Genomic DNA, 14,943 nt, shown 5'->3' with positions numbered 1-14,943 from the left:
GGTGCTTTATCTATTGAAGCATAATCAAATGCTTCTGCAAATCCTTTTTTTGCTAATACTGTTGTTATTGCTGCTGTTAATGTTGTCTTACCATGGTCTACGTGACCTATTGTTCCTATGTTTACGTGAGGTTTGTTTCTTTCAAATTTTGCCTTTGCCATTTTTTATTTCCTCCTTTATGTTAAACAATTATTTTGTTGATGATATTTGTTCTTGTATACTCTTTGGAACTTCTTCAAAGTGATCAAATGTCATTGAGTAAACTCCTCTACCCTGTGTTTTTGATCTTAAAGTAGTTGCATATCCAAACATTTGTGAAAGTGGTACAAATGATCTAATGATTTGCACTCCATTAGCTGGTTCCATACCTTCAATTCTACCTCTTCTGGAGTTAATGTCACCCATTACATCTCCCATATAATCTTCTGGAACAGTTACTTCAACCTTCATCATAGGTTCAAGTAACACTGGGTCTGCCTTTGCCATTGCATTTTTAAACGCCATGGAACCTGCAATCTTAAATGCCATTTCAGATGAGTCAACATCATGATATGATCCATCGAATAATCTAACCTTAAAGTTAAGAACTTCATATCCTGCAATTATACCAGTCTTTGAAGCTTCTCTTATACCATTGTCGATAGGAGATATAAATTCTTTTGGAATAGATCCTCCTACGATTGCATTTTCAAACACGTATTCGCCTTCATTTGGTATTAATTCAATCCAACAATGTCCGTATTGTCCACGTCCACCAGACTGTCTTACAAACTTACCTTCTGCCTTAACAGCTTTTCTGATAGTTTCTTTATAAGCAACCTGTGGAGCACCTACGTTACATTCCACTTTAAATTCTCTTTGAAGTCTATCAACAATTATTTCTAAGTGAAGTTCTCCCATACCTTGAATAATTGTCTGTCCTGTTTCCTGATCAGTAAATGTTCTAAATGTAGGATCTTCTTCTGCAAGTTTTGATAAAGCTATACCCATTTTTTCTTGACCAGATTTTGTCTTTGGCTCTATAGCTACAGATATAACTGGTTCTGGGAATTCCATTTTTTCAAGAATAACTGGATTTTTTTCATCACATAGAGTATCTCCAGTTGTAGTATCTTTTAATCCTACTACCGCACCAAGATCTCCTGCACGTAATTCTTCAACATCTTCTCTGTGATTAGCATGCATTTTAACTAATCTACCAATTCTTTCTTTCTTACCCTTTGTAGAGTTATATACATATGTACCACTTGTCATTATTCCTGAATAAACTCTAACGAATGCAAGTTTACCTATGAATGGATCAGTAGCTATTTTAAATGCTAATGTAGACATTGGCTCTTCATCAGAAGCATGTCTTTCCATATCTGCTCCTGTTTCTACATCATTTCCCTTTATCGCAGGAATATCTAATGGTGAAGGCATATACTTAACTATAGCATCTATCATTGGCTGAACGCCTTTGTTCTTATAAGAAGATCCACAAATAACTGGAACTATCTTATTAGCTATAACACCTTTTCTTAATGCAGCCTCTAACTCTTCAATTGTTATTTCTTCACCTTCTAAGTACTTCATCATTAATTCTTCATCAACTTCAACTATAGCTTCTACCATTGCAGCTCTATATTCTTCAACTAAGTCCTTCATATCTTCTGGAACTGCACTTGTGTCCATAGTTGTACCAAGGTCATCTGTATATATATGAGCTTCTTGAGTTATTAAGTCTACAAATCCCTTGAAATAATCTTCCTTACCTATTGGAAGCTGAATTGGAACTGCATTTGCATGAAGTCTATCTCTCATCATGTTTACAACTCTAAAGAAATCAGCACCTATTATATCCATCTTATTTACATAAGCCATTCTAGGAACCTTATACTTGTCTGCCTGTCTCCACACTGTTTCAGTCTGTGGTTCAACACCACCCTTTGCAGTAAGAACTGTAACAGCTCCGTCAAGTACTCTTAGTGATCTTTCAACTTCTACGGTAAAATCTACGTGTCCTGGTGTGTCTATTATGTTTATAACATGATCTTCCCACATACATGTTGTTGCAGCAGATGTTATTGTTATACCTCTCTCCTGCTCCTGTACCATCCAGTCCATGGTAGCTCCACCTTCATGTACTTCCCCTATCTTATGAGTTTTACCTGTATAAAATAATATACGCTCTGTAGTTGTAGTTTTACCTGCATCTATATGAGCCATTATTCCTATATTACGAAATTTTTCTAATGGAAACTGTCTTGCCACTGTATTTCCTCCTCTCGCTTTTGCTATGCAAATCAATTTTAAAATTTGATAAAACTGTCTTGGTAATATACCAAAACAGTTTTATTTTAATATTAGTATCTGTAATGTGCAAAAGCTTTGTTAGCTTCAGCCATCTTATGAGTATCTTCTCTTTTCTTAACAGACGCACCAGTATTATTAGCTGCATCCATTAATTCAGCAGCTAGTCTTTCTCTCATGTATCTCTCGCCTCTTTTTTCAGTTGCTGCAAGGATCCATCTAATACCTAATGTCTGTCTTCTTTCTGGTCTTACTTCCATTGGAACTTGGTATGTAGCACCACCAATTCTTCTTGCTTTTACTTCAAGTAAAGGCATTACATTGTTCATTGCTGCTTCAAACACTTCCATTGGTTCCTTCTGAGTTTTGTTTTGAATTATCTCAAATGCATCGTAGCATATCTTTTGAGCTACTCCCTTTTTTCCGTCTTCCATTATACTGTTTATAAACTTAGTAACTACTTTGCTATTGTGCATTGGATCTGGTAACACATCTCTCTTTGCTATATGTCCTTTTCTTGGCACTTTTCTTCCCTCCTTAACAATTAAAAGTTTAAGTTCATCGGTACTCGGCTAAAAACCTTAACCGTAAAGTGCTTTGTACTTCTGCAAATTTATGAATATATATATAAACGCCGAAGACACAGCACCAATTTAGTTTAGATTATTTTTGTTTTGGTCTCTTAGCACCATACTTTGATCTGCTTTGAAGTCTGTTTGCAACTCCAGCTGAGTCAAGCGCTCCTCTAACGATGTGATATCTCACACCAGGAAGGTCCTTAACTCTTCCACCTCTTATAAGAACCACGCTGTGTTCCTGTAAGTTGTGTCCTATACCTGGAATGTATCCAGTAACTTCATATCCATTTGTAAGTCTAATTCTAGCAACTTTTCTTAATGCTGAGTTAGGCTTCTTTGGAGTAGTAGTTTTAACTACAGTACACACTCCTCTTTTTTGTGGGCATTGCTTTAATGCTGGTGCTGTTGACTTAGTTTCTACAACTTTTCTACCTTTTCTTACTAATTGGTTAATAGTTGGCATTCTTACACCTCCTCAATGTATTCGACTAAAATTCTATAAATTAAATTTAAGAATCAGCAACTATTCATTTAGTATAACTGCTGTGGCTGCTCCAACTTCTATGCCACACAGTTTTCCAAGTTCTTTCATAGTGTCAATGTATACTATATCAAGGGAATTATACTGAGCAGCAATTTTAACTTCTTCTACCAACTTATTATCAGCATCTTTAGCAATATATACCTTTTTGCCAGTACCACTTTTAATAGCTCTCAAAGATTGCTTAAAACCGACAATTTTTTTGCCTTTAAGCCTGTCGATCATTCTTAATCCCCCTTTGGACATATTACAAGAGGTAAAGCTTGTATCTTTACCTCTTCTTTGTAAGCATACAGTTGTATTTTATCACCTTAATTTAATCCTGTCAACATAATTCATTCTAAGCTTTTATTTCATTTGTTAATTCGTCAGCATTCTGTTCTAACTCCTCTGGCTGCTTATCTGTACTGAGTTTAACAGATCTATATCTTGTCATACCAGTACCTGCTGGAATTAACTTACCTATAATTACATTTTCTTTTAATCCTAGTAAAGGATCTATTTTGCCTTTTATAGCAGCATCGGTTAATACCCTAGTTGTTTCCTGGAAAGATGCTGCAGACAAGAAGGATTCTGTAGCTAGTGATGCCTTTGTAATTCCTAAAAGAGCAATTCTTCCTAAGGCAGGTTGCCCTCCTAAGGCTTCTGCTCTTTCATTTTCTTCATTAAAATCAAAAATGTCAATCATTGTTCCCGGCAATAAATCTGTATCACCTGAATCTTCTATTTTAACTTTACGTGTCATTTGTCTTACTACTACTTCAAGATGTTTATCATTTATATCAACACCCTGTAGTCTATAAACCTTTTGCACTTCAGATAATAGATAATTCTTAACTCCCTTAACACCTTTAATTCTTATTATATCATGCGGATTTACAGAACCCTCTGTAATTTCATCTCCTGCACTTATTACATCACCATTGGCTACTTTTAATCTTGATCCGAAAGGAATGTCATAGCTTATTTCTTCTCCAGATTCATTTACAACTACTACTGTTCTCTTTTTCTTTGTTTCTTCAATTCTTACAGTACCAGAAATTTCTGTAACAATAGCCAATCCTTTTGGTTTTCTAGCTTCAAATAATTCTTCAACTCTTGGAAGACCTTGTGTTATATCTGCTCCAGCAACTCCACCAGTATGGAAAGTTCTCATTGTAAGCTGAGTTCCAGGCTCACCTATACTTTGAGCTGCTACTATACCAACTGCTTCTCCAATATTTATTTTTTCAGCAGTTGCCATATTCATTCCATAGCACTTAGCACAAACTCCATGTTTAGATTTACAAGTGAAGACTGATCTTATTCTAACTTTTTTAATTCCCGCATTTTCAATTCTCTCGGCAATTTTAGGATCCATATAGGCATCTCTATATGCATAAACTTCTCCTGTGTTAGGATCAACTATATCTTCTCCTGCATACCTTCCAGTAAGTCTTTCTGAAATGCTTTCAATTATTTCATTACCCTCTTTAATTTCTGAAACTTCATATGATTCAGTAGTTCCACAATCTTCTTCTCTTACTATAACATCCTGACTAACGTCAACAAGTCTTCTAGTAAGATAACCTGAGTCAGCTGTTTTTAATGCTGTATCCGCGTTACCTTTTCTAGCACCGTGTGTAGAAATAAAGTATTCAAGTACATCCAAGCCTTCTCTAAATGAAGATCTAATAGGTAATTCAATTATTTTACCAGATGGATTAGCCATAAGTCCTCTCATTCCTGCAAGCTGTTTTATCTGACTCTTAGAACCTCTGGCTCCAGAATCCGCCATCATGAATATAGGATTAAACTTATCTAAGTTTGACATAAGCGCATCTGCTACTTCATCTGTAGTTTTAGTCCATTTTTCTATAACTCTTTCATATCTTTCATCTTCAGATATAAATCCTCTTCTATACTGCTTTTCTATTTTATTAACTACTTCATCTGCTTGTGCTAGCAATGTTTTCTTAGACTCAGGCACAACCATGTCTGCTGTAGCAACAGTAATAGCTCCTATAGTTGAATAATGGTATCCTTTTGCCTTTATTTTATCTAACATTACAGATGTCTTAGTTGGACCATGTTTCATATAGCACTTATTAATTACTTTCCCTAAAGAAGATTTATTAACTAAGAAGTCTACTTCTAATTTGAACTTATTTTCAAGAACACTTCTGTCTACAAATCCTAAATCTTGAGGAATAGCTTCATTGAATATTAATCTACCTGGCGTAGTTTCAACAATTCCTGATTCCACTACTCCATTTTCCTCTTTATACATTCTAACTTTTATTTTAGCATGTATATTTATGGCACCTACTTCATAAGCCATAATTACTTCATCTGGTGATGAAAATACTTTTCCTTCTCCCTCTACACCATCTTTATCCAAAGTTAAGTAATATGATCCTAAAACCATATCCTGTGTAGGGACTACAACCGGCTTACCATCAGAAGGTTTTAATATATTATGTGCTGCAAGCATTAAGAATCTAGCTTCTGACTGAGCTTCTACAGACAATGGAACGTGAACAGCCATCTGGTCACCGTCAAAGTCAGCGTTATACGCAGTACAAACTAAAGGATGTAATTTTATAGCTCTTCCTTCAACTAATACTGGTTGAAACGCCTGTATACCAAGTCTGTGTAGTGTAGGAGCACGATTTAAAAGTACAGGATGATCTGATATAGCTTCTTCTAATACATCCCAAACTTGAGGTTGAACTCTTTCCACCATTCTTTTTGCACTCTTTATATTATGTGCTAACGCACCTTCTACAAGCTTTTTCATTACAAATGGTTTAAACAACTCTAAAGCCATTTCCCTAGGCAAACCACATTGATACATTTTTAATTCTGGGCCAACAACTATAACAGAACGTCCTGAATAATCCACACGCTTACCAAGTAAGTTTTGTCTAAATCTACCTTGCTTACCCTTTAACATATCAGAAAGGGATTTAAGTGGTCTATTTCCTGGACCTGTAACAGGTCTTCCTCTTCTTCCGTTGTCAATTAAAGCATCTACTGCTTCCTGAAGCATTCTTTTTTCATTACGTACAATTATGTCTGGTGCTCCTAAGTCTAATAGCTTCTTTAATCTGTTATTTCTATTTATAACTCTTCTATAAAGATCATTTAAATCAGAAGTCGCAAATCTTCCACCATCTAACTGAACCATAGGTCTTAAATCTGGCGGAATTACAGGTATAACATCTATAATCATCCAATCTGGTCTATTACCAGACTTTCTAAATGATTCTGCTACTTCTAATCTTCTTATTATTCTTACTTTCTTTTGTCCAGTACTAGTTTTTAATCCTTCTTTTAACTCTTTAGAAAGTTGTTCTAGCTCTATTTCTGCGAGCAATCTCTTGATAGATTCTGCTCCCATACCGGCTTCAAAACTTTCTTCTCCATATTTATCAACAGCTTCTCTATATTCCTTTTCGTTTAAAAGCTGCTTTCTTAATAATGAAGTTTCTTTAGGATCAAGTACTACATAAGATGCAAAATATAATATTTTTTCTAGTGATCTTGGTGACATGTCTAATATTAGTCCCATACGAGATGGGATACCTTTGAAATACCAGATGTGGGATACAGGGGCTGCTAGTTCTATATGCCCCATTCTCTCACGTCTTACTTTAGACTTAGTAACCTCAACGCCACATCTGTCACAAACTATGCCTTTATATCTTACTCTCTTATATTTTCCACAATGACACTCCCAGTCCTTTTGAGGTCCGAATATTCTTTCACAAAATAATCCATCTCTTTCAGGTTTAAGTGTTCTATAGTTTATAGTTTCTGGCTTTTTTACCTCACCTCTAGACCATTCTCTAATTTGCTCAGGTGAAGCCAGCCCTATCTGTAGTGCATCAAAATTATTTAATTCAAACAAGGGTATATCCTCCCTTCAAATTAATGTTCATCATTAAAATCGCCTAACTCTAAATTGCTTTGTAATTCATCTAATGGTAAATCATCGAAGTCATCTAAATCTATGTCTTCATCTATATTTTCGTCTTTTGTTTCTTCTATATATTCATCTTCAGGTGTCCCTGGAGTAATCTCTTCAGTTCCCTCTATATTAACATCTAATTCTTCTAGATCATCATCTATAGATTCCCTTAATTTTATTTCTTCATTATCATCATTTAATACTTTTACATCTAAACATAAAGCTTGTAATTCTTTTATTAATACCTTAAATGATTCTGGAACTCCAGGTTCTGGAATATTTTCTCCCTTAACTATTGACTCGTAAGTTTTTACTCTACCTACTACATCATCAGATTTAACTGTTAATATTTCTTGAAGAGTGTGAGCTGCTCCATAAGCTTCAAGAGCCCAAACTTCCATTTCTCCAAATCTCTGTCCACCGAACTGTGCTTTACCTCCTAAAGGCTGCTGAGTTACTAAGGAATATGGACCTGTGGATCTAGCATGTATTTTATCATCAACCAAATGTGCAAGTTTAAGAATATACATGTATCCGACAGTTACTCTATTATGGAATGGTTCTCCTGTTCTTCCATCATATAATACTGTTTTTCCATCCTCAACATAACCAGCTTTAGTTAAGCATTCTAATATTTCAGCTTCAGTTGCTCCATCAAATACAGGAGTAGCAATATGCCATCCTAATTCACTGGCTGCCCATCCTAAATGAACTTCAAGCACCTGCCCTATATTCATACGTGAAGGAACACCTAATGGATTTAAGCATATTTGAAGAGGTCTTCCATCTGGTAAAAATGGCATATCTTCTTCTGGTAATACTCTTGAAATAACACCCTTATTACCATGTCTTCCAGCCATTTTATCTCCAACAGATATCTTTCTTTTTTGAGCTATATAACATCTAACTAGTTTATTAACTCCTGGTGGAAGTTCATCTCCATTTTCTCTTGTAAACACCTTAACATCTACTATTATACCTGCTTCACCATGAGGAACTCTCAAGGAAGTATCCCTAACTTCTCTTGCTTTTTCTCCAAATATAGCTCTTAAGAGCCTTTCTTCAGCAGTTAGCTCAGTTTCGCCCTTTGGAGTAACTTTTCCTACAAGTATATCTCCTGACCTTACCTCTGCACCTATTCTTATTATTCCTCTTTCATCTATATCCTTTAAGGCATCTTCTCCCACATTAGGTATATCCCTTGTTATTTCTTCAGGTCCGAGCTTTGTATCTCTTGATTCTGCTTCATATTCTTCAATATGAATAGAAGTAAATACATCTTCTCTTACAAGTTCTTCAGAAATTAACATAGCATCTTCATAGTTATAACCTTCCCAAGTTATAAATCCTATTCTAATATTTTTACCTAATGCTATCTCACCTAAATCAGTTGATGGTCCATCTGCAAGAACAGTTCCTCTTTCAACCTTATCACCTTTACTTACAATTGGACGTTGGTTAATACAAGTACCCTGATTAGATCTTTTAAACTTTAATAATTTGTAAGTATCAACTCCGCCATCTGAATCTCTTTTCACCTTAACTTCATTAGCACTCACATATATAACTGTTCCTGAATTTCTAGACTTAGGAAGCACTCCTGAATCAACAGCTGCCTTGTATTCTATACCAGTTCCAACAACAGGCGCTTGGGGCTTTAAAAGTGGCACTGCCTGACGTTGCATGTTAGAACCCATAAGTGCACGGCTGGCATCATCATTCTCAAGGAATGGTATCATAGCAGTTGCTACAGAAACTATTTGTCTTGGAGATACGTCCATCAAATCTACTTCTGTCTTAGGCACTATAAGTACATCTTCTTTATCCCTTACAGTTACCTTAGAATCAACAAATCTTCCTTCCTCATCTAAAGGTTCATTTGCCTGAGCTACCAAGTACTGATCTTCTTCATCAGCAGTCATATATACTATTTCATTAGTTACCCTACAATCCTTTTTATCAACTTTTCTATAAGGAGCTTCTATAAATCCATATTCATTTACTCGTGCGTACGTAGCAAGTGAATTTATAAGACCTATATTAGGTCCTTCAGGCGTTTCTATAGGGCACATTCTTCCATAATGTGAATGGTGAACGTCTCTAACTTCAAAACCAGCTCTTTCTCTTGAAAGACCTCCTGGTCCTAATGCTGACAATCTTCTCTTATGTGTAAGTTCTGACAGTGGATTAGTTTGATCCATAAACTGTGAAAGCTGAGAACTTCCGAAGAATTCCTTTATAGAAGCTGCCACTGGTCTTATATTGATTAATGCTTGTGGAGTTATAGATTCCTGATCTTGAATGGTCATTCTTTCTTTTACTACTCTTTCCATTCTAGAAAGACCTATTCTAAACTGATTTTGTAATAGTTCCCCTACAGATCTCAATCTTCTATTACCTAGATGGTCTATATCATCTGTATATCCAATTCCATAAGGTAATCCTAACTCATAACTTATAGTTGCATAAATATCATCCCTTATTATATGCTTAGGAATCAATCTATGAATATTTTTTCTAATTTGATCCTTTATACTAGACTCTTCACTATAATTATCTAGTATCTCTTTTAAAGTTGGATAATGTACTAACTCTTTAATATTTAAATCATCTATGTTAAACTCTATAAGCTTATGTATATCTACAAAATGATTTCCTATTACTCTAACAACTTTGTCATCTACATGAATATCAACCTTATTTACTCCAGAATTTTGTATCTCTAAGGCTTTTTCTCTCTCGATTTTTTCGCCTTTTTGCACTAGGATTTCTCCCGTACTAGGATTTATTATATCTTCTGCAGCAATCTGATTTGCAATTCTTAAATGTAAGGATAGTTTTCTGTTAAATTTATATCTACCTACTCTAGATAAGTCATATCTCTTAGCATCAAAAAACAATGATTCTATTAATGATATAGCACTATCTACTGTTGGTGGTTCGCCTGGTCTTAATCTTTTATATATTTCAAGCAAACCTTCTTCCTTTGTTTTTGTGTTATCTTTTTCAATAGTAGCCTTCAATCTTTCATCTTCACCAAAATAATCTATTATTTCAGAATCTGTTCCGAAACCCATTGCTCTAGCTAAAATAGAAATAGGTAACTTTCTTGTTTTGTCTATTCTTACATATATTACGTCATTAGAATCTGTCTCATACTCAAGCCACGCACCCCTGTTTGGAATTACTGTAGCAGAAAATAACGGCTTACCAGTCTTGTCTAGTGCAACATTGTAGTAAACACCCGGTGATCTAACTAGCTGACTTACAATAACTCTTTCGGCTCCATTTATTATGAAAGTTCCCTGTTCTGTCATAAGAGGGAAATCCCCCATAAATACTTCCTGTTCTTTTATTTCACCAGTTTCTTTATTAATAAGTCTTACACTTACCTTTAATGGTGCTGCATAAGTAGCGTCTCTTTCCTTACATTCTTCTACGGAGTACTTTGTATTTTCCATGTCTAATTTATAACCTATAAACTCTAGGTTAAGGTTTCCTGTATAATCTTGAATAGGATTGATATCATCAAAAACCTCCTCAAGTCCTTCTTTTAGAAACCATTGATAAGAATCTAATTGAACCTCAATTAGATTTGGCATATCGCCAACTTCTTTAAGCTTAGAAAAGCTCATTCTTGTTCTTTTACCCACTTGGACAGGATGTACCATTAAAATTTCACCCCTTGCATAAAGTAAAAATAACCAAAAACACCTAGTGTTTCTGGGTTGTACGCATTGCATCATAATATTATAACCAATTTTATTTATTTAATTCAATATTTGAAAATAAATATAATATCTTTATTTATAATGTACAATCAATGCAATTTATTATATTATCATAACAATAACAAGATGTCAATACTATTTTTTCAGATTATATACCTTATAAAAAAAGAGGTACTTTCTAAGTACCTCTTTTGAATTATATTTAAGCAATTACTTTAATTCTACAGTTGCACCAACTTCAGCAAGCTTAGCTTTCATTGCTTCAGCTTCGTCCTTAGCTACAGCTTCCTTTAATGTCTTAGGAGCTCCGTCAACTATTTCTTTAGCTTCTTTTAAGCCTAATCCAGTTATTTCTCTAACAGCTTTTATAACTTTGATCTTTTCTGATCCTGCGCTAGCTAAAACAACATCAAATTCAGTTTTTTCTTCAGCAGCTGCAGCTCCTGCTCCAGCAGCTCCTGCTACAGCAACTGGTGCAGCAGCACTTACTCCGAATTCTTCTTCACATGCCTTTACTAATTCATTTAATTCTAAAACAGTCATTTCTTTTATAGCCTGTATGATTTCTTCTCTTGTCATTATTAAGCACCTCCAAATTTTCTCTTATTATTAAGCTTGAGTTTCCTCAGTTTCTTTCTTTTCTTTAACTGCATTTAATAAATATGCAAAGTTTGATATTGGAGCTTTGAAGCTTCCAAGTAATTTTGCAATAAGTACTTCTCTTGGTGGTATATCAGCAAGTTGTTTAATTTTATCAGTATCATATACTTCTCCTTGAACTAATCCACCCTTTAGTTCTAGTTTCTTATGAGCTTTAGCAAAGTCATTAAGAACTCTTGCTGGTGCAGTTGGATCTTCATATCCAAAAGCTACTGAAATTGGTCCTTGAAGAAATTCTACCATTCCTTCATAACCTAATTCTTTAGCAGCTAGAGTAGTCAAAGTGTTTTTATAAACTTTATATTCTACACCTGCTTCTCTTAACTTGCTTCTTAATTCAGTGTCTTCTTCTACTGTCAATCCTTGATATTGAGCTAGAATCACGCTTTCTGCTTTTTCTAGTTTCTCTCTTATTTCTGCTACTTTAGCTTCTTTTAACTGTCTATTGTTTGCCACTGTGTGTCCACCTCCTCACAGTTTAGTTTATATAAAATTAAAGGTTTCTCCCGTAGACGCGGAGAAACCAAATATAATCATATATTGGAACCCTCGGTAGGTTGAAATTCGTTATGCTTACGCACCTACTGTCTACGGTATATTGCCTTATTCAACTTTTAAAATAATATCAAATTTTAGATTCTATGTCAATACTATTCTAAAACTTTTGTTGGATTAACCTTTATTCCAGGACCCATTGTGCTGGAAACAACTACTGATTTAACATATTGTCCTTTAGCTGCTGCTGGCTTAGCCTTAATAACAGCTTCCATTAATGTATGGAAGTTATTAAGTAATTTTTCAGCACCAAAAGATCCTTTTCCTAATGGAACGTGAATTATAGATGTTTTATCAACTCTATATTCAACTTTACCAGCTTTAATATCTGCTAAAGCCTTAGTAACATCAAATGTAACTGTACCTGATTTTGGGTTTGGCATTAAACCCTTAGGTCCTAATACTCTACCTAGTCTACCAACTACTCCCATCATATCTGGTGTAGCAACAACTACATCAAAATCAAACCAGTTTTCTTTTTGAATTTTATCTACTAATTCTTCTGCTCCAACATAATCTGCTCCTGCTGCTTCAGCTTCTTTAGCTTTATCTCCTTTTGCAAACACTAAAACTTTTACAGTTTTACCTGTTCCATGTGGAAGAACTACAGCTCCTCTAACCTGCTGATCTGCATGTCTTGGATCTACTCCTAGTCTTACAGCAAGTTCAACAGTTTCATCAAACTTAGCTTTAGAAGTCTTTACAACAAGTTCCATAGCTTCTGCTGCAGAGTATAGAGCATTCTTATCAACTAATTTAGCACTTTCGATATATTTCTTTCCTTTAGACATTTTACTACCTCCTTTGTGGTTTTAGCGGTTGTTACCTCCCACTTTTAAAACGTTAACTATTCTTCTATAGTTACGCCCATGCTTCTTGCTGTTCCAGCAATCATGCTCATAGCAGCTTCTACTGATGCTGCATTTAAGTCTGGCATCTTAGTTTCGGCAATTTGTTTCAACTGTTCTTTTGTAAGTTTAGCAACTTTTGTCTTATTTGGCACACCAGAACCACTTTCTATTCCAACAGCCTTTTTAATTAGTACTGCTGCAGGTGGAGTCTTTAGTATAAAACTAAAAGATCTATCCTGGTAAACTGTTATTACAACTGGAATTATTAAACCAGCTTGATTAGCTGTTTTAGCATTGAATTCCTTTGTAAATGCCATAATGTTTACACCATGCTGACCTAATGCAGGTCCTACTGGTGGTGCTGGAGTTGCTTTCCCTGCAGGAAGTTGAAGTTTTATCATTCCTGTAACTTTTTTAGCCATAATTTACACCTCCTATAAATGTGGTACAATACGGATTTAAAATCCTCCCACTTGTAAACCTTCGCTTTTGATTAGTCTAATTTATCTATCTGATTAAAATCAAGTTCAACAGGGGTTTCCCTGCCAAACATGTTGACTAAAGCCTTAATTTTTCTCTTTTCAACATTTATCTCTTGGATAACTGCTGCAAAGTCTTCTAATGGACCAGAGACAACCTTAACAGTTTCTCCAACTTGGAAATCTAAATCCATCACCCTATCTACTATACCCATAGAATTAACTTCTTCATCAGTTAATGCAACAGGTTTAGATCCAGGTCCTACAAATCCTGTAACACCTCTGGTATTTCTAACTACATACCAGGAGTCATCAGTCATAACCATTTTGACAAGAACGTATCCCGGGAATACCTTTTTAAGTGTTACTTTCTTTTTTCCATCTTTAGTTATTTCTATTTGTTCTTCCATAGGAACTTGAACATCACATATCCAATCATGTAGATTCCTATTTTCAATAGTTTTTTCTAGGTTAGCTTTAACCTTATTCTCATATCCTGAATATGTGTGAACTACATACCATCTAGCTCTCTCTGCCATATTTCAAGGGACGGGAGTATTTCTCGACCCCTACCTCCTTTTTTATATTTATTTTAATATAAACTGAGATAAATTTTTAAACACAAAATCAAATACAGTAATAGCTACTATATAGATTAGGCAAAAAGTTAACACAGTAGTGGTTGCTTTTTTCACTTCTTGTCTAGAGGCCCAGGTTATTCTCTTAAACTCAGCTTTAAATTCCTTAAAAAATCTAATTAATCCACCTTTTTTTTCAGATGTATTATTAAGTTTTTTTACCTTTTCTACAGAACTCATAATTTCACATCCCTGAAATTTAATATGCCTCTATGTACTATTTTGTTTCTTTATGAATAGTGTGTTTGCGACAGAATCTGCAGTATTTTCTCATTTCTAATCTATCTGGATCATTTTTCTTATTCTTCATTGTATCGTAATTTCTTTGCTTACATTCTGTACATGCTAAAGTAACTTTTATTCTCATCTCTACACCTCCTGGTACTCTCCTGGTACATATAAAAACGCAGGAAGATTATATTGGCTGTATTTAAGCATTACTTAAATAATTTATCATAATTGAATTTATATGTCAATGAAAATCATAAATAAAGTAACTAGTAATGTTTTACTTTTAAAAGGACTAGGTCTAGAAACCCAGTCCTAATTTTTTATTATTCTTCTATTGTAGTAACAACACCTGAACCTACTGTTCTTCCACCTTCTCTGATAGCGAATCTTAATCCTTCATCCATAGCTATTGGAGTGATTAATTCAACTTTCATG

The 14,943-nt window shown here is 34.6% G+C and carries 15 protein-coding genes and 1 other annotated feature; all 15 genes read right to left on the bottom strand.

The window, feature by feature from the left end; translation table 11 throughout:
* A partial coding sequence (locus tag CRN98_RS16820; RefSeq protein ID WP_242961024.1) for a GTP-binding protein occupies positions 1-161 on the bottom strand: 161 nt, incomplete at its 3' end.
* Between the two features lie 28 nt (positions 162-189).
* Positions 190-2,253: an elongation factor G gene (gene fusA / locus CRN98_RS16815; RefSeq protein WP_097028571.1), complete on the bottom strand. Its 2,064-nt coding sequence runs from the start codon at positions 2,251-2,253 to the stop codon at positions 190-192.
* A 92-nt stretch (positions 2,254-2,345) separates the two neighbouring features.
* Positions 2,346-2,816, bottom strand: a complete 471-nt coding sequence (gene rpsG / locus CRN98_RS16810) for a 30S ribosomal protein S7 (protein WP_097028570.1) — start codon at positions 2,814-2,816, stop codon at positions 2,346-2,348.
* Between the two features lie 139 nt (positions 2,817-2,955).
* Entirely contained in the window at positions 2,956-3,333 is a 378-nt protein-coding gene (gene rpsL / locus CRN98_RS16805; RefSeq protein ID WP_097028569.1) for a 30S ribosomal protein S12, read from the bottom strand.
* Positions 3,334-3,393: 60 nt separating this feature from the next.
* Positions 3,394-3,636 carry a ribosomal L7Ae/L30e/S12e/Gadd45 family protein gene (locus CRN98_RS16800; protein ID WP_097028568.1) on the bottom strand — a complete coding sequence of 81 codons (243 nt, stop codon included), beginning with the start codon at positions 3,634-3,636 and terminating at the stop codon, positions 3,394-3,396.
* Positions 3,637-3,751: 115 nt separating this feature from the next.
* Positions 3,752-7,303, bottom strand: a complete 3,552-nt coding sequence (gene rpoC / locus CRN98_RS16795; protein ID WP_097028567.1) for a DNA-directed RNA polymerase subunit beta' — start codon at positions 7,301-7,303, stop codon at positions 3,752-3,754.
* A gap of 20 nt (positions 7,304-7,323) precedes the next feature.
* On the bottom strand, positions 7,324-11,034 hold the full coding sequence (gene rpoB, locus CRN98_RS16790; RefSeq protein ID WP_097028566.1) for a DNA-directed RNA polymerase subunit beta: 3,711 nt from the start codon (positions 11,032-11,034) through the stop codon (positions 7,324-7,326).
* Between the two features lie 270 nt (positions 11,035-11,304).
* A complete protein-coding gene (gene rplL, locus CRN98_RS16785) occupies positions 11,305-11,673 on the bottom strand; it encodes a 50S ribosomal protein L7/L12 (protein ID WP_097028565.1) in 369 nt (122 codons plus the stop codon).
* Between the two features lie 30 nt (positions 11,674-11,703).
* Entirely contained in the window at positions 11,704-12,210 is a 507-nt protein-coding gene (gene rplJ / locus CRN98_RS16780; protein ID WP_097028564.1) for a 50S ribosomal protein L10, read from the bottom strand.
* Positions 12,211-12,237: 27 nt separating this feature from the next.
* Positions 12,238-12,366 (bottom strand) — a sequence feature (ribosomal protein L10 leader region).
* A 38-nt stretch (positions 12,367-12,404) separates the two neighbouring features.
* Complete coding sequence (rplA, locus tag CRN98_RS16775) at positions 12,405-13,100, bottom strand: 50S ribosomal protein L1 (protein ID WP_097028563.1); 696 nt, start codon at positions 13,098-13,100, stop codon at positions 12,405-12,407.
* 56 nt (positions 13,101-13,156) lie between these two features.
* Positions 13,157-13,582: a 50S ribosomal protein L11 gene (gene rplK, locus CRN98_RS16770; RefSeq protein ID WP_097028562.1), complete on the bottom strand. Its 426-nt coding sequence runs from the start codon at positions 13,580-13,582 to the stop codon at positions 13,157-13,159.
* 71 nt (positions 13,583-13,653) lie between these two features.
* The gene (gene nusG / locus CRN98_RS16765; protein ID WP_097028561.1) at positions 13,654-14,178 is read right to left on the bottom strand and encodes a transcription termination/antitermination protein NusG; all 525 of its coding nucleotides are present in this window, start codon (positions 14,176-14,178) and stop codon (positions 13,654-13,656) included.
* A gap of 48 nt (positions 14,179-14,226) precedes the next feature.
* Positions 14,227-14,457, bottom strand: a complete 231-nt coding sequence (gene secE / locus CRN98_RS16760; RefSeq protein WP_097028560.1) for a preprotein translocase subunit SecE — start codon at positions 14,455-14,457, stop codon at positions 14,227-14,229.
* Positions 14,458-14,494: 37 nt separating this feature from the next.
* Positions 14,495-14,644 (bottom strand): 50S ribosomal protein L33, encoded by a 150-nt coding sequence (rpmG, locus tag CRN98_RS16755; RefSeq protein ID WP_035311710.1) that lies wholly within the window; start codon positions 14,642-14,644, stop codon positions 14,495-14,497.
* A gap of 187 nt (positions 14,645-14,831) precedes the next feature.
* Positions 14,832-14,943: EF-Tu C-terminal domain-related protein (locus CRN98_RS16750; RefSeq protein ID WP_479723515.1), on the bottom strand; the 112-nt coding region annotated here is incomplete at its 5' end.

The sequence above is a fragment of the Clostridium peptidivorans genome, from assembly GCF_900205925.1.
GTDB classification, from domain to species: Bacteria; Bacillota; Clostridia; order Clostridiales; family Clostridiaceae; genus Clostridium_AK; species Clostridium_AK peptidivorans.
Note: the sequence above shows the minus strand (reverse complement) of the source record. Positions and strands in the feature narration are given on the sequence as shown.

Coding starts and splice junctions, on each gene's coding strand:
- rpsL (WP_097028569.1), bottom strand. CDS start 3,333: ATGCCAACTATTAACCAATTAGTAAGAAAAGGTAGAAAAGTTGTAGAA.
- CRN98_RS16800 (WP_097028568.1), bottom strand. CDS start 3,636: ATGATCGACAGGCTTAAAGGCAAAAAAATTGTCGGTTTTAAGCAATCT.
- rpoB (WP_097028566.1), bottom strand. CDS start 11,034: ATGGTACATCCTGTCCAAGTGGGTAAAAGAACAAGAATGAGCTTTTCT.
- rplL (WP_097028565.1), bottom strand. CDS start 11,673: ATGACAAGAGAAGAAATCATACAGGCTATAAAAGAAATGACTGTTTTA.
- rplA (WP_097028563.1), bottom strand. CDS start 13,100: ATGTCTAAAGGAAAGAAATATATCGAAAGTGCTAAATTAGTTGATAAG.
- rplK (WP_097028562.1), bottom strand. CDS start 13,582: ATGGCTAAAAAAGTTACAGGAATGATAAAACTTCAACTTCCTGCAGGG.
- nusG (WP_097028561.1), bottom strand. CDS start 14,178: ATGGCAGAGAGAGCTAGATGGTATGTAGTTCACACATATTCAGGATAT.
- secE (WP_097028560.1), bottom strand. CDS start 14,457: ATGAGTTCTGTAGAAAAGGTAAAAAAACTTAATAATACATCTGAAAAA.
- rpmG (WP_035311710.1), bottom strand. CDS start 14,644: ATGAGAATAAAAGTTACTTTAGCATGTACAGAATGTAAGCAAAGAAAT.